This window comes from Pseudomonas sp. DSV-1 (assembly GCF_035830915.1).
Taxonomy (GTDB): domain Bacteria; phylum Pseudomonadota; class Gammaproteobacteria; order Pseudomonadales; family Pseudomonadaceae; genus Aquipseudomonas.
Map to the genome: position 1 here is coordinate 5,178,652 of NZ_JAYMYG010000001.1, position 20,221 is coordinate 5,198,872.

Annotated in this window: 17 protein-coding genes; 13 read left to right on the plus strand and 4 right to left on the minus strand. The window is 57.7% G+C overall.

Annotation, left to right across the window (positions count from 1 at the left end; genetic code table 11):
- Positions 1–49: 49 nt before the first annotated feature.
- The 3 genes from VSQ83_RS24030 to VSQ83_RS24040 all read right to left on the minus strand — a co-directional run bounded on the left by VSQ83_RS24030 (position 50) and on the right by VSQ83_RS24040 (position 3,073).
- Complete coding sequence (locus tag VSQ83_RS24030; RefSeq protein ID WP_133074973.1) at positions 50–697, minus strand: TetR/AcrR family transcriptional regulator; 648 nt, start codon at positions 695–697, stop codon at positions 50–52.
- Positions 698–764: 67 nt separating this feature from the next.
- Complete coding sequence (locus tag VSQ83_RS24035) at positions 765–1,508, minus strand: carbonic anhydrase (RefSeq protein WP_219261986.1); 744 nt, start codon at positions 1,506–1,508, stop codon at positions 765–767.
- 188 nt (positions 1,509–1,696) lie between these two features.
- Complete coding sequence (locus tag VSQ83_RS24040) at positions 1,697–3,073, minus strand: glutamine synthetase family protein (RefSeq protein ID WP_019828592.1); 1,377 nt, start codon at positions 3,071–3,073, stop codon at positions 1,697–1,699.
- Between the two features lie 278 nt (positions 3,074–3,351).
- Between VSQ83_RS24040 and VSQ83_RS24045 the strand changes: the two genes are divergently transcribed.
- The 8 genes from VSQ83_RS24045 (at position 3,352) to VSQ83_RS24080 (ending at position 12,624) form a co-directional block, all read left to right on the plus strand.
- The gene (locus VSQ83_RS24045; protein WP_326427649.1) at positions 3,352–4,128 is read left to right on the plus strand and encodes a gamma-glutamyl-gamma-aminobutyrate hydrolase family protein; all 777 of its coding nucleotides are present in this window, start codon (positions 3,352–3,354) and stop codon (positions 4,126–4,128) included.
- 36 nt (positions 4,129–4,164) lie between these two features.
- Positions 4,165–5,523, plus strand: a complete 1,359-nt coding sequence (locus VSQ83_RS24050; RefSeq protein ID WP_133074976.1) for a glutamine synthetase family protein — start codon at positions 4,165–4,167, stop codon at positions 5,521–5,523.
- A gap of 61 nt (positions 5,524–5,584) precedes the next feature.
- The gene (locus VSQ83_RS24055) at positions 5,585–6,949 is read left to right on the plus strand and encodes an aspartate aminotransferase family protein (RefSeq protein WP_133074977.1); all 1,365 of its coding nucleotides are present in this window, start codon (positions 5,585–5,587) and stop codon (positions 6,947–6,949) included.
- Positions 6,950–7,133: 184 nt separating this feature from the next.
- Complete coding sequence (locus tag VSQ83_RS24060; protein WP_133074978.1) at positions 7,134–8,246, plus strand: polyamine ABC transporter substrate-binding protein; 1,113 nt, start codon at positions 7,134–7,136, stop codon at positions 8,244–8,246.
- A 267-nt stretch (positions 8,247–8,513) separates the two neighbouring features.
- Entirely contained in the window at positions 8,514–9,608 is a 1,095-nt protein-coding gene (locus tag VSQ83_RS24065) for a polyamine ABC transporter substrate-binding protein (protein WP_219261988.1), read from the plus strand.
- Between the two features lie 69 nt (positions 9,609–9,677).
- On the plus strand, positions 9,678–10,820 hold the full coding sequence (potA, locus tag VSQ83_RS24070; RefSeq protein ID WP_046808802.1) for a polyamine ABC transporter ATP-binding protein: 1,143 nt from the start codon (positions 9,678–9,680) through the stop codon (positions 10,818–10,820).
- On the plus strand, positions 10,817–11,737 hold the full coding sequence (locus tag VSQ83_RS24075) for an ABC transporter permease subunit (RefSeq protein ID WP_133074980.1): 921 nt from the start codon (positions 10,817–10,819) through the stop codon (positions 11,735–11,737). The genes potA and VSQ83_RS24075 overlap by 4 nt, the downstream gene beginning before the upstream one ends.
- Positions 11,734–12,624, plus strand: a complete 891-nt coding sequence (locus VSQ83_RS24080) for an ABC transporter permease subunit (protein ID WP_133074981.1) — start codon at positions 11,734–11,736, stop codon at positions 12,622–12,624. The genes VSQ83_RS24075 and VSQ83_RS24080 overlap by 4 nt, the downstream gene beginning before the upstream one ends.
- An 82-nt stretch (positions 12,625–12,706) precedes the next feature.
- Here the strand turns inward: VSQ83_RS24080 and VSQ83_RS24085 are convergent, their stop codons facing one another.
- Positions 12,707–13,087, minus strand: a complete 381-nt coding sequence (locus VSQ83_RS24085; RefSeq protein WP_326427651.1) for a COG4315 family predicted lipoprotein — start codon at positions 13,085–13,087, stop codon at positions 12,707–12,709.
- A 152-nt stretch (positions 13,088–13,239) separates the two neighbouring features.
- Between VSQ83_RS24085 and phoB the strand changes: the two genes are divergently transcribed.
- The 5 genes from phoB (at position 13,240) to VSQ83_RS24110 (ending at position 20,217) form a co-directional block, all read left to right on the plus strand.
- Positions 13,240–13,932 carry a phosphate regulon transcriptional regulator PhoB gene (gene phoB / locus VSQ83_RS24090; RefSeq protein ID WP_016782809.1) on the plus strand — a complete coding sequence of 231 codons (693 nt, stop codon included), beginning with the start codon at positions 13,240–13,242 and terminating at the stop codon, positions 13,930–13,932.
- A gap of 44 nt (positions 13,933–13,976) precedes the next feature.
- Entirely contained in the window at positions 13,977–15,299 is a 1,323-nt protein-coding gene (phoR, locus tag VSQ83_RS24095) for a phosphate regulon sensor histidine kinase PhoR (protein WP_133074983.1), read from the plus strand.
- Positions 15,300–15,398: 99 nt separating this feature from the next.
- The gene (locus VSQ83_RS24100) at positions 15,399–16,739 is read left to right on the plus strand and encodes a hemolysin family protein (protein ID WP_219261989.1); all 1,341 of its coding nucleotides are present in this window, start codon (positions 15,399–15,401) and stop codon (positions 16,737–16,739) included.
- Positions 16,740–17,005: 266 nt separating this feature from the next.
- Entirely contained in the window at positions 17,006–18,313 is a 1,308-nt protein-coding gene (locus VSQ83_RS24105) for a CitMHS family transporter (protein WP_133074985.1), read from the plus strand.
- A gap of 245 nt (positions 18,314–18,558) precedes the next feature.
- Positions 18,559–20,217: a Na/Pi cotransporter family protein gene (locus VSQ83_RS24110; RefSeq protein ID WP_133074986.1), complete on the plus strand. Its 1,659-nt coding sequence runs from the start codon at positions 18,559–18,561 to the stop codon at positions 20,215–20,217.
- The last annotated feature ends 4 nt before the right edge of the window (positions 20,218–20,221 follow it).

Sequence of the window (20,221 nt, forward strand, 5' to 3'; positions counted from 1 at the left end):
GTTTTGCGATCGCTTCGCAATCGATCGCAGCCTCGTGCCTCGACAGCGGCTACAGGTTCCCTGCGGGGATCTCGCGCTTGGGCAAAAAAGTCGGCAAGTACAGTCCCAGATAAGCATCCACCACGCGCATCCCTTCTTCGGCCATGCGCGGGGTGATGCAGTCGTGCAACTGGATGGAGCGCGCATACACGCGGTCGCCCAGTTCCATCGCCAAGGCAAATACGTCCACGTCCTGTGGCAGTACTGGCAGCTCAAAATGACGCATAAACAAACCATGCATCAGTTGGCCCAGTTCAAGGTCGTGCTGGCGGTCGGCCCGGGTGACTTCGGTGAGGCCATGCTGGGCCAGGATCAGTTGCCGGGCGGCAGCATCTTCGCTGTAGATCGTCAGCATGCGCTGCTCAATAATGCGCGACAAATCTCCCCAACCCTTTAAGCCGTCATGTTCGATCGGCACCTGCAGGCAGGCGCGGAATGCGCCATGCACGTCACCGGTCAGCGCTTCGAGGAGCGCGGGCACTCCCGCAAAGAAGTGATAGACCGATGACGGCGGGATTTGCGCGCGTTCGGCCACGCTGTAAATCGACAGGCTGGACACCCCTTCTTCTGCCAGCAATGTGCGGGCAGCATTGAGTATCAAATCGATCCGGACCTGGCTGCGGGCGCGTGACTTTCGAGGGGTGGCAAGGCGCGTCATGGGTGTCTCCTGCGGGGCAGTCGGCATTGTACGAGCCGGGTCCGAGGTTGTCTGTAAACCCGCAGCGTTAGCCCGCGAACTTCACCATGCGATCGTTAGTCGGCTGGATTGGGCGCGCATTCATCGGGAACAACTGCTTGAAGGCATTGAGTTGTTGTTGGGATACCGTGCCCGGCACCTTCAACACCTGCCAGCGAACGCCTTCGGTACAGGGCGGAGTCGTCAGCGATCCCATGAACGTGAAGTAATCCAGCTTTTCAGGAAACAGGCTCTGCAGATCCAGGTTGTTCAAGGTCACTGAGTCACCGTCATGACGCGGCAGGCTTGAAAACAGGGAGTCCAAGGCTTTGTTCTTTGCTCCGACGTCAAACAACAGGGCAATGACTGCCAGGTTGCCAACGGCATCACGGTGTACCAAATGAGCGCTAAATGGGTACTTTCGGCCATCGATTTGCATTTCAGCGGGGGTATGGAAGTGCATTTGCACGAAGTCATGGGTTCCTGACGCCAAGGTCACATCGCCTTTTGATTCAGTGGTGACTTCCAGGCTATGACCATTATGTTTCACCACGGCCGGGCCAGCCGGGTAGTGAATGGCCAGGGCAGGCAGAACTGCGGGGGTGTTGGCCTTGATATTGATCGGAGATTGCTGGGTGCCAACGCTGCACAGGGCGTGCTCTTCGTGCAGGTCGCCCCACTCGTCAGGCCCTGTGGGCGACAGGTAATTCCAGTGCGTGTGGCTGGTCGGGGCAGCGGTTACGGGGCCAAGGCCGATGGCAAACAGGGCGATGCCCAGGTAATGGAGTTTCATGAGTGTGTCTTCGTGGACGGTGGCTGGTAAGGACAGCCGGGAAAACATTTTGAAACAATCTGTGCGGTGTTTATGTAGGGGGTTTCTGGAGGAGCGGGTAGGAAAATACGATTCGATGGGTGGTCGATGCCCATAAAAAAACGCCGCAGGCCGTGAGGCCTGTGGCGTTCTTTGTGGATCGCAATTGCTTACACGGTATGCAAGTACCAGTTGTATTCGAGGTCGGAGATGGAGTGTTCAAACTCTTCCAGCTCGCTCTCTTTACAGGCGACAAAAATATCGATGTATTTCGGATCGATGTATTTGGCCATGACTTCGCTGTCATCCAGCTCGCGCAACGCATCGCGCAGGTTGTTTGGCAGGCTTTGCTCGTTCTGCTCGTAGCTGTTGCCTTCGACTGGCGCACCCGGTTCGATCTTGTTGGTCAGACCGTGGTGAACACCGGCCAGCACAGAGGCCATCAACAGGTACGGGTTGGCATCGGCACCGGCAACCCGGTGTTCGATACGTACCGAGTCGGACGAGCCGGTGGGTACGCGAATGGCCACGGTACGGTTGTCCAGGCCCCAGCACGGCGAGTTCGGCACGTAGAACTGTGCGCCGAAACGACGGTAGGAGTTGACGTTCGGGCAAAGGAAGGCCATCTGCGCTGGCAGGGTCTCCAGCACACCGCCGATCGCGTGACGCAATGCGGCGTTCTGCTCGGGATCCTCGCTGGCAAAAATATTTTTGCCCTCTTTGTCCAGAATCGATATGTGAACGTGTAGTCCGTTGCCTGCCTGGCCCGGGTAAGGCTTGGCCATGAAGGTGGTGTCCATCTCATGGTCGTAGGCGATGTTTTTGATCAGACGCTTGAGCAGTACCGCGTAGTCGCAGGCCTTGATCGGGTCGGCAACGTGGTGCAGGTTCACTTCGAATTGCGCCGGGGCACTTTCTTTAACGATGGCGTCAGCCGGGATGCCTTGCTCTTTGGCACCTTCCAGAATGTCCTGGAGGCAGTCGACGTATTCATCGAGGTCGTCGATCAGGTAAACCTGAGTGGAGTGCGGACGTTTGCCGGAGATCGGCGAACGTGGAGGCTGTGGGCGACCGTTAACGTTCTCCTGGTCAATCAGGTAGAACTCCAGCTCGAAAGCCGCGCAGATGGTCAGGCCCATTTCGTCAAATTTGGTAACAACTTGACGGAGCACTTCCCGTGGGTCGGCGAAGAAAGGTTCGCCTTCAAGCTCGTGCATGGTCATCAGCAGTTGCGCGGTTGGGCGCTTTTGCCAAGGCTCGTTGCACAGGGTGTCGGGGATGGGATAACAGATTCTGTCTGCGTCACCGATATCCAGACCCAGGCCGGTGCTTTCCACCGTTGAGCCATTGATATCAAGGGCAAATAGAGAGGCCGGCAGGTTGATGCCTTTCTCGTAAACCTTGTGCAGGCTGGTGCGTTCGATGCGCTTACCGCGCACCACACCATTCATATCCGCAATGAGAAGGTCTACGTACAGAACCTCAGGATGATCCTTAAGGAACGCGTTCGCTTCGTTAAGCTGAACGGCACGCGGGGGTACCGACATGATGCAACACCTTTGTTGTTAAAAATATCAATCATTGAGCGCTACGGGTTTCAGTCAACCCGAACGGCATACCGAAGTCAAGCAGCCTCTTTTATGCCCTTAAAAAGCGCCGAAAGGCCATTTTTGACGCTTTTTGGGGCGTGTTTGGCCTGTTTCAATTCTTGCCGACCGCGGGCTTGAGCGGACCGTGTTGTATTTTTTACGGGGGTGTTGTGTAAAAAAATGAACAAGGCTAAGCTCGATTCAAACCCATAACAGCAATAATACCGGGGTGTTACATGTCACGCCTGCCGTTAATCGGCGTTACCGCCTGCACCAAGCAGATCGGTTTGCATCCTTATCACATCACTGGCGATAAGTACGTGCGAGCAGTTGCAGTGGCTGCCAAAGGCTTGCCTCTGATCATTCCGTCATTGGCGCAACTGATTGATCCGACCGATATTCTTGACGGTCTGGACGGCATTCTCTTTACCGGATCGCCCTCCAATATTGAACCCCATCTCTATGGCGGTACCGCCAGTGTGCCAGGCACGTTGCATGATCCTGAACGTGATCTGACTACCCTCCCCTTGATTCGTGCTGCGTTGGCGGCTGGTGTTCCGGTGCTCGGTATTTGCCGCGGCTTTCAGGAATTGAATGTAGCTCTGGGTGGCTCACTTCACCAGAAATTGCACGAAGTCGAAGGCTTTATTGAGCATCGCGAAGATCCCAGCGCCCCGGTTGAAGTGCAATACGCGCCGAGCCACGCCATGCACGTTCAACCCGGCGGCGTCCTGGAAGGCCTGGGCTTGCCTGCGGAGTTCGAGGTCAATTCGATTCATACCCAGGGCATCGAGCGGGTAGCGCCGGGCCTGCGGGTTGAAGCGATTGCCCCGGACGGTCTGGTTGAGGCGGTGTCGGTGGAGGGCGGCAAGGCTTTTGCTTTAGCGGTTCAGTGGCACCCCGAATGGCAGGTAAGCTCTAACCCGATTTATCTCGCCCTCTTCCAGGCATTTGGAGATGCCTGCAGAAGGCGCGCAACACAACGCGACGCGGATGCGTCAGTAAACGCCTGACTTATTCAAGTCAGGACACTCAGCCCAGAGGCATTTATGAGTAACAACCTCGACCAGCTCACCGATTGGTTGAAAGACCACAAGATCACAGAAGTCGAATGCATGATCGCCGACCTCACCGGGATTACTCGCGGGAAGATTTCGCCGACCAACAAGTTCATTGCTGAAAAAGGCATGCGCCTGCCCGAAAGCGTCCTGCTGCAAACCGTAACGGGCGACTATGTCGAAGACGACATCTATTACGAGCTTCTGGATCCGGCCGATATCGACATGATCTGCCGCCCTGACCAGAACGCAGTCTTTGTGGTGCCGTGGGCGATTGAGCCGACCGCTCAGGTGATTCACGACACCTACGACAAGCAGGGCAACCCGATTGAGTTGTCGCCGCGCAACGTGCTTAAAAAAGTGCTCAAACTCTATGCCGACCACGGCTGGCAGCCGATTGTGGCGCCAGAAATGGAGTTTTACCTGACCAAGCGCAGCGACGACCCGGATTACCCGTTGCAGCCGCCAGTCGGTCGCTCCGGTCGCCCTGAAACCGGTCGTCAGTCCTTCTCCATTGAAGCGGCCAACGAATTCGATCCGCTGTTCGAAGACGTTTACGACTGGTGCGAGCTGCAAGAGCTGGATCTGGACACGCTGATCCATGAAGACGGCACGGCGCAGATGGAAATCAACTTCCGTCATGGCGACGCACTGTCGCTGGCCGACCAGATCCTGGTGTTCAAGCGCACGATGCGCGAAGCCGCACTCAAGCACGACGTAGCCGCCACGTTCATGGCCAAACCCATGACCGGTGAGCCTGGCAGCGCCATGCATTTGCACCAGAGCATTATCGACATCAACACGGGCAAGAACATCTTCTCCAATGAAGACGGGACCATGAGCCAGTTGTTCCTCAATCACATCGGCGGGTTGCAGAAGTTCATTCCAGAACTGCTGCCCCTGTTCGCGCCGAACGTGAACTCCTTCCGCCGCTTCCTGCCGGACACCTCGGCACCGGTAAACGTGGAATGGGGCGAAGAGAACCGCACCGTGGGCTTGCGTGTGCCGGATGCAGGCCCGCAAAACCGCCGGGTTGAAAACCGTTTGCCGGGCGCCGACGCCAACCCGTACCTGGCCATTGCGGCCAGCTTGCTGTGTGGCTACATCGGTATGGTCGAGGGCATCAATCCGAGTGCGCCAGTGGTCGGGCGTGGTTATGAGCGTCGTAATTTGCGTCTGCCTCTGACCCTCGAAGAGGCATTGGCCCGCATGGAAAGCAGCAAGACTGTCGAGAAGTACCTGGGCACCAAGTTCATTGCAGGCTACGTGGCCGTCAAACGTGCCGAGCATGAAAACTTCAAGCGCGTCATCAGTTCGTGGGAGCGGGAATTCCTGCTGTTCGCCGTCTGACACGCCGAGGGGCTGCGCCTTGGAGGCGCGCCCCTCCTCTACTGAATAAAAGGAGAGCTGTATGACTAACAAGAACCCGCAAACCCTTCAATGGCAACAACTGAGTAACGACCACCACCTGGCACCATTCAGCGACTTCAAACAGTTGAAGGAAGTGGGCCCACGTATCATCACGCACGCCAAGGGCGTGTATCTGTGGGACAGCGAAGGCCACAAGATTCTCGACGGCATGGCCGGCCTGTGGTGTGTTGCCATCGGTTATGGCCGTGACGAGCTGGCCGAAGCTGCCAGCAAGCAAATGCGCGAGCTGCCGTACTACAACCTGTTTTTCATGACCGCGCACCCGCCGGTGCTCGAGCTGTCCAAAGCCATCGCCGAGATCGCGCCTGAAGGCATGAATCACGTGTTCTTCACCGGCTCAGGCTCTGAAGGCAACGACACCATGTTGCGTATGGTTCGCCACTACTGGGCGATCAAGGGCCAGCCCAACAAGAAAACCATCATCAGCCGCAAAAACGGCTACCACGGTTCCACCGTGGCCGGCGCCAGCCTGGGCGGCATGACCTACATGCACGAACAGGGTGACTTGCCGATCCCGGGCATTACCCACATCCCGCAGCCGTACTGGTTCGGTGAAGGTGGCGACATGTCCCCGGAAGAGTTCGGCATCTGGGCTGCCAATCAGCTTGAAGAAAAAATCCTCGAACTGGGCGTCGATAATGTCGGTGCCTTCATTGCCGAGCCGATCCAGGGCGCAGGCGGCGTGATTGTGCCGCCCGCCACTTACTGGCCACGCATCAAGGAAATCCTGGCCAAGTACGACATTCTCTTTGTTGCCGATGAAGTGATTTGTGGTTTTGGTCGCACCGGCGAGTGGTTCGGCAGTGATTTTTACGACCTCAAGCCGGACATGATGACCATCGCCAAGGGCTTGACCTCGGGCTACATCCCGATGGGCGGCCTGATCGTGCGCGACGAGGTGGTTGCCGTGCTCAACGAAGGTGGCGATTTCAACCACGGCTTCACCTACTCGGGACATCCGGTGGCAGCGGCAGTGGCACTGGAAAACATCCGCATCCTGCGCGAAGAAAAAATTATCGAGAAGGTCCACGCTGAAACGGCACCGTATTTGCAAAAGCGTTTACGTGAACTGAACGATCACCCGTTGGTGGGCGAAGTGCGTGGTGTAGGCCTGTTGGGTGCCATTGAACTGGTGCAGGACAAAGCCACCCGCAAACGTTACGAAGGCCGTGGTGTTGGCATGATCTGCCGCCAATTCTGCTTCGCTAACGGTCTGATCATGCGTGCCGTAGGTGACACCATGATCATCTCGCCGCCTCTGGTGATCAGCAAAGACGAGATCGACGAGCTGGTGACCAAGGCGCGTAAGTGCCTGGATCTGACCTTGGAAACATTGCAAGGTTAACTGCTAGGCTTTGGGCGCAAGACAACTTCGGTTTTAAAGTAGGCAATTGCGCTCAGAGCCTTAAGAATCAAGGCTCTTTCCTTGAAAGCCTGCCCCAGATCTTGCCAGACTAGCCTCCGGCTTTAGTCACCTTGAGATCAGGTCGCTGAATCGGTGGTTTAAAAGAACAATTGGAGCATTACAGATGACGGCATCCGGATTTAAAAAAGCTGGCAAGACACTTCTCGCTCTCTCCTTGATGGGCGTGATGGCTGGGGCAGCTCAAGCTGCGGACAAGGTTCTGCACATTTACAACTGGTCCGATTACATCGCACCCGACACCGTTAAAAAATTCGAAGACCAAACCGGTATCAAGGTGGTCTACGACGTGTTCGACAGCAACGAGACCCTTGAGGCCAAGCTGCTGGCGGGCAAGTCCGGCTACGACATCGTCGTGCCGTCCAACAATTTCCTGGCCAAGCAGATCAAGGCCGGGGTTTACCAGGAGCTGGACCGTTCCAAGCTCCCTGACTGGAAAAACCTCGATCCTGCGTTGCTCAAGGCCGTTGGCGATGCCAGCGACAAAGACAACAAACATGCGTTCCCCTACATGTGGGGCACCATCGGTATTGGCTACAACCCTGAGAAGGTCAAGGCTGCCCTGGGCGTCGACACCATCGATTCCTGGGACGTGCTGTTCAAGCCAGAGAACGCTGCCAAGCTCAAGAGCTGCGGCATAAGCTTCCTCGATTCGCCGACCGAAATGATCCCGGCCGCCCTGCACTACCTGGGCTACCCGACCGATTCCCAAGACAAGAAGCAACTGGCTGAAGCCGAAGCGCTGTTCTTGAAAATTCGTCCTTCGGTTGGCTACTTCCACTCCTCCAAGTACATCTCCGACCTTGCCAACGGCAACATCTGCGTCGCAGTGGGTTACTCGGGTGACCTGGAGCAGTCCATCTCCCGCGCCAAAGAAGCCGGTGACAAGGTCAAGCTCAAGTACGTGATTCCTAAAGAAGGTGCTGGCAGCTTCTACGACATGGTCGCCATTCCCAAGGATGCCGAAAACGTTGACGCCGCTTACGCCTGGATGAACTTCCTGATGCAGCCAGAAGTCATGGCCGAGATCACCAACAGCGTGCGCTTCCCGAACGGTAACAAGGCTGCAACGCCACTGGTGAATAAAGACATCTCTGGCGACCCGAGCATTTATCCGTCCGATGAAGTGAAAGCCAAGCTGTACGCCATCAGCGATCTGCCACCTACAACGTTGCGTTTGCTGACGCGCAGCTGGACCAAGATCAAGTCCGGTAAATAACCAAGCGCTGTGTAGTCGCTGCCGAAGGCTGCGAAGGGTTGCGTAGCAACCCGTTGTCCCAAAGGCCCCGCGATCCCCTCGCAGCCTGAAGCAGCGGCTACAGAATCTTGGATAAACGGATACAAATCAGGGCTTTACGGTAATTAATCGCGGAAAACTTTGCTGTGTCGGTTTATCGAGGGTAAGTTGCGCGCCGGTTTTGTCTTTGGCGGTTCGACTGCCGTGTGACGCGGGCAACTCAGGCCCACCTATTTAGAGGACCATCACGTGTCTATATCTTTGTTTCGCAAGACCTTGTTGGTCGGGGCCGGTTTGACGCTCGCCGTCAGCGTGCAAGCGGCACCTACGGTGCATATTTACAACTGGTCGGATTACATCGCGCCGAACACGCTGGCTGATTTTGAGGCCGCTACCGGCATCAAGCCCGTGTATGACGTCTTCGATTCCAACGAAACCCTGGAAGGCAAACTGCTGGCCGGGCGTACCGGTTATGACGTGGTCGTTCCGTCTAACCACTTCCTGGGCAAGCAGATCAAGGCGGGTGCGTTCCAGAAGCTCGACCTGTCGCAACTGCCGAACTATTCCAATCTCGACCCGGCCTTGCTCAAGCGTCTTCAGGCCAATGATCCCGGTAACCACTATGCCGTGCCGTATCTGTGGGGCACCAATGGCATTGGTTACAACGTCGACAAAGTAAAAGAAGTACTGGGCGTCGACAGCATCGACTCCTGGGATGTGGTGTTTAAACCCGAGAACATGGAAAAGCTCTCCAAGTGCGGCGTGGCCTTCCTGGATTCGGCGGATGAAATGCTGCCTACCGTACTCAACTACCTGGGCCTGGATGCCAACAGCACCAACCCCAAGGACTACAAGAAAGCTGAAGAAACACTGATGTCGGTGCGTCCATACGTCACCTACTTCCACTCTTCCAAATACATTTCCGACCTGGCCAACGGCAACATCTGTGTTGCGATCGGTTTTTCCGGTGATGTATTCCAGGCCAAGGCCCGCGCCGAGGATGCCAAAAAAGGCGTGAACATCGCCTATATCGTGCCCAAGGAAGGCGGCGCCCTGTGGTTTGACATGCTGGCCATTCCCAAGGACTCCGGCAACGTCAAGGAGGCCCACACGTTCATCAACTACTTGCTCAAGCCTGAAGTGATTGCTCAGGTCAGCGACTATGTCGGTTACGCCAACCCAAACCCTGCGGCCGACAAAGTGATGGATGAGTCCATTCGTACCGATGAAGCGGTTTACCCGACCCAGGCGGTGCTGGACAAGACTTACGTATCAATCGAGCTGCCCGCGAAAATACAGCGTCTGATGACGCGTACGTGGACCAAGGTCAAGACGGGCAAGTAATCTCGCAAGACCACCTATCCAAGGCCCGACCATCTAGGTCGGGCTGCTAAATTTGTTGGGAGTTTCGTAATGGCTGTTGCCTCCGGCGCCTATAAGAAAGCCCTCGAGGGCGACCAGACACCTAAAAAGGTGTTGGTCAAAATCGACCGGGTCACGAAAAAATTCGACGAGACGATTGCCGTGGACGATGTGTCCCTGGAAATCAACAAGGGCGAAATCTTCGCCCTGCTCGGCGGATCGGGATCGGGCAAATCGACTTTGCTGCGCATGCTCGCCGGTTTCGAGCGCCCAACAGAGGGCCGTATTTTCCTCGACGGTGTAGACATCACTGACATGCCGCCCTACGAGCGGCCGATCAACATGATGTTCCAGTCCTATGCCCTGTTCCCGCATATGACCGTGGCCCAGAACATCGCCTTCGGCCTCAAGCAGGACAAAATGTCCAATGCCGAGATCGATGCCCGCGTGGGCGAAATGCTCAAGCTGGTCCACATGAGCCAGTACGCCAAACGCAAGCCCCATCAGTTGTCCGGTGGTCAGCGTCAGCGTGTGGCCCTGGCCCGTTCGCTGGCCAAGCGTCCGAAACTGCTGCTGCTCGATGAGCCGATGGGCGCACTGGACAAAAAACTGCGTTCGCAGATGCAGCTTGAACTGGTGGAAATCATCGAGCGCGTCGGCGTGACCTGCGTCATGGTGACCCACGATCAGGAAGAGGCCATGACCATGGCCCAGCGAATCGCGATCATGCACCTGGGCTGGATCGCCCAGATCGGCAGCCCGATCGACATTTACGAGACACCGGTCAGCCGTCTGGTGTGCGAGTTCATCGGTAACGTCAACCTGTTCGACGGTGAGGTGGTCGACGACGCTGAAGGCTATGCGCGCATCAAGTGCCCGGAGCTGGAGAACGACATTTACGTCGGTCACGGCGTCAGCACTTCGGTGGAAGACAAACACACCACCTACGCCATCCGCCCTGAAAAAATGCTCGTCACCACCGAAAAACCGGCCTGTGAGTACAACTGGTCGCGGGGCAAGGTGCATGACATCGCCTACCTGGGTGGTCACTCGGTGTTTTACGTCGAATTGCCGAGCGGCAAGCTGGTGCAGTCCTTTGTGGCCAACGCCGAACGCCGTGGCGCGCGCCCTACCTGGGACGACGAAGTCTACGTGTGGTGGGAAGACGACAGCGGCGTGGTACTGCGCTCATGAACATGCGGAAGCTCAAACGCCGACTGCAACGAATAACCCCCGGTGGCCGTCATGTGGTCATCGGGATTCCATTCCTGTGGCTGTTTCTGTTTTTCATGCTGCCGTTCTTCATCGTCTTGAAGATCAGTTTTGCCGAAGCTGATGTCGCGATTCCGCCGTATACCGAGATCTACAGCTACGTTGACCAGAAAATCCAGCTGCTGCTGAACCTGGGCAACTACGCCATGCTGGGCGACGACGAGCTGTACATCGCCGCCTACCTGGGCTCGCTGAAGATGGCCTTTTTCAGCACGGCGTTGTGCCTGCTGATCGGTTATCCAATGGCCTATGCCATCGCCAATGCGCGCAAAGAGATGCAGACCGTGCTGGTGCTGCTGATCATGATGCCGACCTGGACCGCGATCCTGATCCGGGTGTATGCCTGGATGGGCATCCTCAGCAACAACGGCCTGCTCAATGGTTTCCTGATGTCGATGGGCTGGATCAGCGAACCGCTGCAGATCCTCAACACCAACATCGCGGTGTACATCGGCATCGTCTATTCGTACCTGCCGTTCATGATCCTGCCGCTGTACGCCAACCTTGTGAAGCACGACACCAGCCTGCTGGAAGCCGCGTCTGACCTGGGTTCGAGCACGTTCAACAGCTTCTGGAAAATCACGGTCCCGTTGTCGAAAAACGGCATCATTGCCGGCTGCATGCTGGTGTTTATCCCGGTAGTGGGCGAGTTCGTGATTCCGGAACTGCTCGGCGGCCCGGAAACCCTGATGATCGGTAAAGTGTTGTGGCAAGAGTTCTTCAACAACCGTGACTGGCCGGTAGCGTCTGCGCTTGCCGTGGTCATGCTGGCGATCCTGATCGTGCCCATCATTCTGTTCAACCGCAGCCAGGCTAAAGAGCTGGAGGGCAAGATATGAATCGCATCCGTTTTTCTAGCTTCATGTTGGTCGCGGGGTTGCTGTTCATCTACCTGCCGATGCTGATCCTGGTGATCTACTCGTTCAACGCCTCCAAGCTGGTCACGGTGTGGGGCGGCTGGTCGCTGAAGTGGTATGTGGGCCTGCTGGACAACACGCAACTGATGGGCTCGGTGATGCGCTCGCTGGAGATCGCGCTGTACACGGCGATTGCAGCGGTGGCGCTGGGGACGTTGGCAGCATTCGTGCTGACCCGTATCAGTCGCTTCAAGGGCCGTACGTTGTTTGGCGGCCTGGTGACGGCGCCGCTGGTGATGCCTGAAGTGATCACCGGTCTGTCGCTGTTGCTGCTGTTCGTGGCCATGGCGCAGATGATCGGCTGGCCGCAAGAGCGTGGCCTGGTCACTATCTGGATCGCCCACACCACGTTCTGTTCGGCCTATGTGGCCGTGGTGGTGTCGTCGCGTCTGCGTGAGCTGGACCTGTCGATCGAGGAAGCGGCGATGGACCTGGGTGCCAAGCCGTGGAAGGTGTTCTTTCTGATCACCATCCCGATGATCGCGCCATCGCTGGCCGCAGGCGCCATGATGTCCTTTGCCCTGTCGCTGGACGACTTGGTACTGGCCAGCTTCGTGTCGGGGCCGGGTTCCACAACCTTGCCGATGGAAGTGTTCTCGGCGGTGCGCCTGGGGGTCAAACCCGAGATCAACGCCGTGGCCAGCCTGATCCTGCTGGCGGTATCGCTGGTGACCTTCATGGTGTGGTTCTTCAGCCGTCGTGCTGAAGAGCACCGCAAAAAGGCCATTCAGCAAGCCATCGACGAATCGGCGGCAGAGTCCTGGAAGCAACCTGATGTGCGTCGTGCACAGTCGACAAACGCGGTTTAAGCCTGCGTCATAAAAAAACCTCGCCTCCTGTGACAGGGTGGCGAGGTTTTTTTATGGGCCAGGGTGAGGGCTTTTGATCCTTCTAAGGCTTGGCCACCATCCAGGCTCCGTCCATTTTGCCGTCACCGGTGGCGTCGCCAGCCTTTTTGTCCATGACAAAGGTATACAGCGGCTTGCCGTCATAGGCCCACTGCATGGTGCCGTCATCACGCTTGATCATGGTCCATTTGCCCATGTCTTTGTGGTCGCCACTGACCATCAGAGGTGGCCAGTTAGCTGCGCACTTGTCATTGCACATGGATTTACCGCCCGCATCCTTGGCGAAGGTGTAGAGCGTCATACCGTTGTGGTCGACAAGCATGCCATCCTTGGTCATCGCCGGATCAGCCGCAAATGCCAGACCTGGCAAGGTAAAGGCTGCAGCTAACAGCAATGTCTTTAGGGAAAACGAGCTAGAAGTCATCGGAATCGTCCTCTTTGTGGTTGTACGATTTGCACTCAAAGCGTAGTTCACTAACCGCTAGCGCGCGTTCCAACCCCAAAGCTGTCACACGACTGCAATAATTCCGTTATCTAATGCGCCACAAGACAGTTAAATGACACGAGGATTACGGCATGGTTGGCAGGAGCATTTTGATCGTTGATGACGAGGCGCCGATTCGCGAGATGATCGCCGTGGCCTTGGAAATGGCGGGCTACGACTGCCTTGAAGCCGATAATGCTCAGGACGCCCACGCCATCATCGTGGACCGCAAGCCGGACCTTATCCTGCTCGACTGGATGCTGCCTGGTGGCACTTCGGGGATCGAACTGGCCCGACGTCTCAAGCGTGAAGAGCTGACCAGCGATATTCCGATCATCATGCTCACGGCCAAGGGCGAAGAAGACAACAAGATCCAGGGGCTCGAAGTGGGCGCTGATGACTACATCACCAAGCCATTTTCCCCCCGTGAACTGGTTGCCCGCCTCAAGGCCGTGCTGCGCCGTGCAGGCCCTGCCGATGCCGAATCCCCTATCGAGATCGGCGGCTTGTTGCTCGACCCCATCAGCCACCGCGTGACCATCGACGGCACCCCCGCCGAAATGGGCCCTACCGAATACCGCCTGCTGCAGTTCTTCATGACCCACCAGGAACGTGCCTACACCCGCGGCCAATTGCTCGACCAGGTCTGGGGCGGCAACGTGTACGTGGAGGAGCGCACCGTGGACGTGCACATCCGCCGCCTGCGCAAAGCCCTCGGTGAGGCTTATGAAAATCTGGTACAAACCGTGCGTGGCACCGGTTACCGGTTTTCGACCAAGGCCTGATCCCGGCTTTATCTGATCCAACGGCAAGCAAGGACCCGCGCGACGTGAATCAAAACTGGCATGGCACTCTGATTCGTCATTTGTTGCTTCTGGTCGCCGGCTGCCTGGTGGTCGGGCTGCTCAGTGGCTATTACGGCTGGAGCCTGGCCATTGGCCTGGCGTTCTATCTGGGCTGGACACTCAAGCAGTTGTTGCGTTTGCACGAATGGCTGCGCCAGCACAAACCCGACGAAGCCCCCCCCGATGGCTACGGCCTGTGGGGCGAAGTGTTCGACAGCATCTACCATCTGCAACGCCGCGATCAGCGTGTGCGCGGGCGTCTGCAAGCAGTGATCGATCGGGTACAAGAGTCTACGGCCGCCCTGCAGGACGCCGTGGTGATGCTCGACAGTGATGGCAATCTGGAATGGTGGAACCGCGCGGCAGAGACCCTGCTGGGGCTCAAGACGCCCCAGGACAGCGGCCAGCCTGTGAGCAATCTGGTGCGTCACCCGCGCTTCAAGGAATATTTCGAGCTGGGCAATTACGTTGAACCGCTGGATATCCCTTCACCGGTCAACGACCACCTGCGCATCCAGCTCTACATCACGCGCTATGGCAACAACGAACACCTGATGCTGGTGCGCGACGTGACGCGGATTCATCAGCTGGAGCAAATGCGCAAAGACTTTATCGCCAACGTGTCCCACGAACTGCGTACGCCGTTGACGGTGATCTGCGGCTATCTGGAAACCCTGCTCGATAATGTCGAAGACGTGAACCCGCGCTGGAAACGGCCCTTGTCGCAAATGCAGCAACAGGGCGAGCGCATGCAGACCCTGCTCAACGACTTGCTGCTTCTGGCCAAGCTCGAAGCCACGGACTACCCCTCGGACAACCAGCCGGTGGCCGTCGACCTGTTACTGCGCTCGATCAAAAGCGACGCCCAGGCGTTGTCCGGGCAGCGCAACCAGACGATTACCCTGGACGTCGAAGCCGATTGTGCCCTCAAAGGCAGTGAAGCCGAATTGCGCAGCGCGTTTTCCAATCTGGTCTTTAACGCGGTCAAATACACCCCCGATGGTGGCAGCGTGCGCATTCGCTGGTGGGCGGACAGCAGCGGAGCGCACCTGAGCGTGCAGGACTCGGGCGTGGGCATCGACAACAAGCACTTGTCGCGCCTGACCGAACGCTTCTACCGCGTGGACTCCAGCCGTAACGCCAGCACTGGCGGCACCGGGTTGGGGCTGGCCATCGTCAAACATGTCTTGTTGCGCCATCGTGCGCGCCTGGAGATCAGCAGTGTGTTGGGCCACGGCAGCACCTTCACCTGCCATTTCGCGCCGACCCAAGTGACAAAATCATCGCCCGGTACGCTGATCGACTAGGCCCTGCGGCCTTTGCCCACTAGGCAAGGGCCACATCAGCCGTTACATTGTTTGGCCATATCTCCCCATTTGTAACGACGGAACCCGTAAAACTCCATCATGGACCCTTCCCCTGGCTTGACCCTCGCGACACTCTTCGCCGACTTCGGCATGATTCTTTTTGCTCTGATCCTGGTTTTGCTCAACGGTTTTTTCGTTGCGGCCGAATTCGCCATGGTCAAATTGCGCTCGACCCGTGTCGAAGCGATTGCCGAGGACAACGGCTGGCGCGGACAGATCCTGCGCACCGTTCATAACCAGCTCGACGCCTACCTTTCGGCTTGCCAACTGGGTATCACCCTGGCATCGCTGGGTCTGGGCTGGGTCGGTGAGCCGGCGTTCGCCCACATACTGGAGCCGCTGCTGGGCGCCGTCGGTGTCGAATCGCCTGAAGTGATCAAGGGCGTATCGTTCTTTACCGCCTTCTTCATCATTTCGTACCTGCACATCGTGGTCGGCGAACTGGCCCCCAAATCCTGGGCCATTCGCAAGCCAGAGACCCTGTCGCTGTGGACCGCCGTGCCGCTGTACCTCTTTTACTGGGCCATGTACCCGGCGATCTACCTGCTCAACGCCAGCGCCAACGCCATTTTGCGCATTGCTGGCCAAGGTGAGCCCGGTGCCCATCACGATCACGCCTACAGCCGCGAAGAACTCAAACTGATCCTTCACTCCAGCCGCGGTCAGGACCCGAGTGACCAGGGCATGCGTGTACTGGCTTCGGCGGTGGAAATGGGTGAACTGGAAGTGGTCGACTGGGCCAACTCCCGGGAAGACCTCGTGACCCTGGACTCCAAGGCCCCGCTCAAGGAAATCCTGGCGCTGTTCCGTCGTCACAAATTCAGCCGCTACCCGGTCTATGACGCAGACACCAATACCTTCGTCGGTCTGCTGCACATCAAAGACCTGCTGCTCGAACTGGCTGATCTGGATCACTTGCCCGAGACCTTCAACCTTGAAGAGCTGACCCGGCCGCTGGAACGCGTGTCGCGCCACATGCCGCTGTCGCAATTGCTGGAGCAGTTCCGCAAGGGCGGTGCTCACTTTGCCCTGGTTGAAGAAGCGGACGGCAAGGTGGTGGGCTACCTGACCATGGAAGACGTGCTGGAAGTACTGGTCGGCGATATCCAGGACGAACACCGCAAGGCCGAGCGCGGCATCCTGTCTTATCAGCCCGGCAAGCTGCTGGTGCGTGGCGACACGCCGTTGTTCAAGATCGAACGCCTGTTGGGTGTTGACCTTGACCACATTGAAGCCGAGACCATTGCAGGCCTGATCTACGACACCCTCAAGCGGGTGCCCGAAGAAGAAGAGCAGCTGGAAGTCGAAGGCCTGCGCATCATCATCAAAAAGATGAAAGGCCCGAAAATCGTCTTGGCTAAAGTCCTGAAGATGGATTAAAGCCCGTATGACTCGTAGTCGCTGACGAGGAACGAAGGCTGCGAGCTTTTAGCAATCAAAAGCTCGCAGCCTTCGTTCCTCGTCAGCGGCTACAGGGTTTGTTTTACCCAGCAACCATTCCCCTCCGTCTGTAAGAACTTTTACCAGCGAAAGCTGGTTGAAAGGATTCCCCTCTAGCATCGAGTCATTACCGGCAACAGACCGGTTGGCCTGCCACGCGAACAACACGCGGTCAGCGCCCTACTACAACAATAATGGTGACTTTTATGCTGACCTTCCTTGGCTTTGCCATGGTCATTACATTTATGTACCTGATCATGACCAAGCGTCTTTCCGCCCTGATCGCCCTGATTCTGGTTCCCATCCTGTTTGCCGTGTTTGGCGGTTTTGCGCCAAAAATCGGCCCGATGATGCTCGAAGGCATCACCAAGCTTGCCCCGACCGGGGTGATGCTGATGTTCGCCATTCTCTACTTTGCCCTGATGATCGACTCCGGCCTGTTTGACCCGGCAGTGCGCAAGATCCTCAAGCTGGTCAAGGGCGACCCGCTCAAGATCTCGGTAGGCACTGCGGTGCTGGCCCTGGTGGTTTCTCTGGACGGTGACGGCGCGACCACTTACATGATTTGCGTGGCCGCCATGCTGCCGCTCTACAGCCGCATCGGCATGAGCCCGCGGATCATGGCCGGCCTGATCATTCTGGCCGGTGGCGTGATGAACATGACGCCCTGGGGCGGCCCGACCGCCCGGGCGGCCAGCGCCCTGCACGTCGACCCTTCGGACATTTTTGTACCGATGATCCCGGCAATGCTCGCAGGCTGCGCAGCGATCCTGGTGATTGCCTGGTTCTACGGCAAGCGTGAGCGTGCGCGTCTGGGTGAACTGCACCTGCATGGCGATGAAATCGACCACAGCGAAATCAGCGTCTCGCAATACCCGGATGCCCGTCGGCCAAAACTGATCTGGTTCAACGGTGCCCTGACCCTGGCGCTGATGGTTGCCCTGATCGCCGGTTTGCTGCCTCTGCCTGTCCTGTTCATGGTCGCGTTCAGCATCGCAATGATCGTTAACTACCCTTGCCTGCAACAGCAAAAAGACCGCGTTGCGGCCCATGCTGGCAGCGTACTTGCGGTGGTCGGATTGATTTTTGCGGCGGGTATTTTTACCGGAATCCTGTCGGGCACCGGCATGGTCGACGCCATGTCCAAAAGCCTGCTGGCGGTGATCCCGCCTGCGCTGGGACCGTATCTGGCCGTGATTACCGCACTGGTGAGCATGCCGTTTACCTTCTTCATGTCCAACGATGCGTTCTACTACGGCGTACTGCCGGTACTGGCCGAAGCCGCCAGCCACTACGGCATCACTGCCGCTGAAATGGCCCGTGCTTCGATTGTTGGCCAGCCTGTGCATTTGCTGAGCCCATTGGTGCCATCGACTTACCTGCTGGTGGCGCTGGCCGGTATCGAGTTCGGCGATCACCAGCGCTTCACCCTCAAGTGGGCCATCCTGGTGTGCCTGGTCATCATGGTTGCGGCGCTGCTGCTGGGGACGTTCCCGCTGTTCAGCACGCTTTAACCCCCTCCGGTGTGGGAGCGGGCTTGCTCGCGATGCAAACGACGCGGTGTTTGAGTTAAACCGTGTCGAAGCCATCGCGAGCAAGCCCGCTCCCACAATGCCATCATCGTCCCCAAGTGTTTCAACCTTCCCCCCGCTATGCGATGCTGGCGCTCTGCTCAATTGCCGACTACATCTTAAGAAACATCTGTAGGAACGGCCCGCAGCTATCTGATCCTTAGACACATCTATTACAGGGAGCCAGCATGCTGACCCTGCTCAATTTGCTTTCTGCTGTTGCCTTGCTGATCTGGGGCACTCACATCGTCCGAACCGGCATTTTGCGGGTCTACGGCACCAACCTGCGTCATGTCATCGGGCAAAACGTCTCCAGACGCATGTTCGCCTTTGTCGCCGGGATTGTGGTCACGGCCATGGTGCAGAGCAGCAACGCCACGGCCATGCTGGTCACTTCATTCGTCGGTCAGGGGCTGATGGCCCTGACTCCCGCCCTGGCGACCATGCTTGGGGCCGATGTCGGTACGGCCTTGATGGCCCGGGTGCTGACCTTCGACCTCTCGTGGTTGTCGCCGCTGTTGATTTTTCTGGGTGTGATTTTCTTTCTGACACGCAAGCAAACCCGCGCCGGGCAACTGGGCCGGGTGGGGATTGGTTTGGGCCTGATCATTCTGGCGCTGCAACTGATCGTCGAAGCGGCTGCGCCCATCACCCACGCCCAGGGCGTGAAGGTGATCTTTGCCTCGCTGACCGGCGATATCCTGCTTGATGCCCTGGTCGGTGCCCTTTTCGCGATGGTCTCCTACTCAAGCCTGGCGGCCGTACTGTTGACCGCAACACTGGCCGGCGCAGGCGTGATCAGCCTGCACGTGGCAATCGGCCTGGTGATTGGTGCCAACATTGGCAGCGGTGTGCTGGCCTTTCTCAGCACCAACATGCAAAACGCCGCCGGGCGTCAGGTGGCATTGGGCAGCCTGCTGTACAAGCTCATCGGCCTGTTGCTGATCATGCCCGTGCTCAACCCGCTGGTGGCCTGGATGGACAGCCTGAGCTATAGCGCCCAGGAACTGGTCATCGGTTTTCACCTGCTCTACAACACCGTTCGCTGCTTCTTGATGCTGCCCACCGTGGGCGTGATGGCGCGAATTTGTGCCTGGCTATTGCCCGAGCGCGCGCAAGCGAACGGCGTGGTCAAGCCGCGCCACCTGGACCCGGCAGCCCTCGATACGCCGAGCCTGGCCCTCACCAACGCCGTGCGCGAAACCCTGCGCATTGGCGACCTGATCGACACCATGTTGGTCAATATGCTCGACGTTCTGCGCGGCAAGCAAACCGCTGTCACCCAGGAAATGCGTACCCTGAGTGATGAAGTCGAGGTGCTCTACAGCGCGGTCAAACTGTACCTGGCACAGATGCCCCGGGAGGACTTGAGCGAACAGGACAGCCGGCGCTGGGCAGAGATCATTGAACTGGCGATTAACCTCAAACTCGCCAGCGATGTGATCGAACGCATGCTGCGCAAAGTCCAGCAGCAGAAAACCTCCCAGCGCCGATCGTTTTCAGAAACAGGGCTGGAGGAGCTGGTGGGCTTGCAAACCCAACTGATCGAAAACCTGCGGCTGGGGCTGACCGTGTTTCTGAGTTCAGACCCGCAAAGCGCCCGCCAACTGCTGCGCGAGAAGCGCCGCTTCCGCGCCCAGGAACGGCGACTGGCCCACGCCCACGTGAGTCGTTTGCAGCGCAAGGTCACGCAAAGTATCGAGACCAGCTCGATGCACCTGGAGCTGATCGCTGACATGAAACGCTTGAACTCGCTGTTTTGCGGCAGTGCCTACGTGGTCCTTGAAACCTCTGAAACCGGCGCGCTGGAGCTGGATGACGCAGCGGACACGCAACATTTCCCTTGAACGT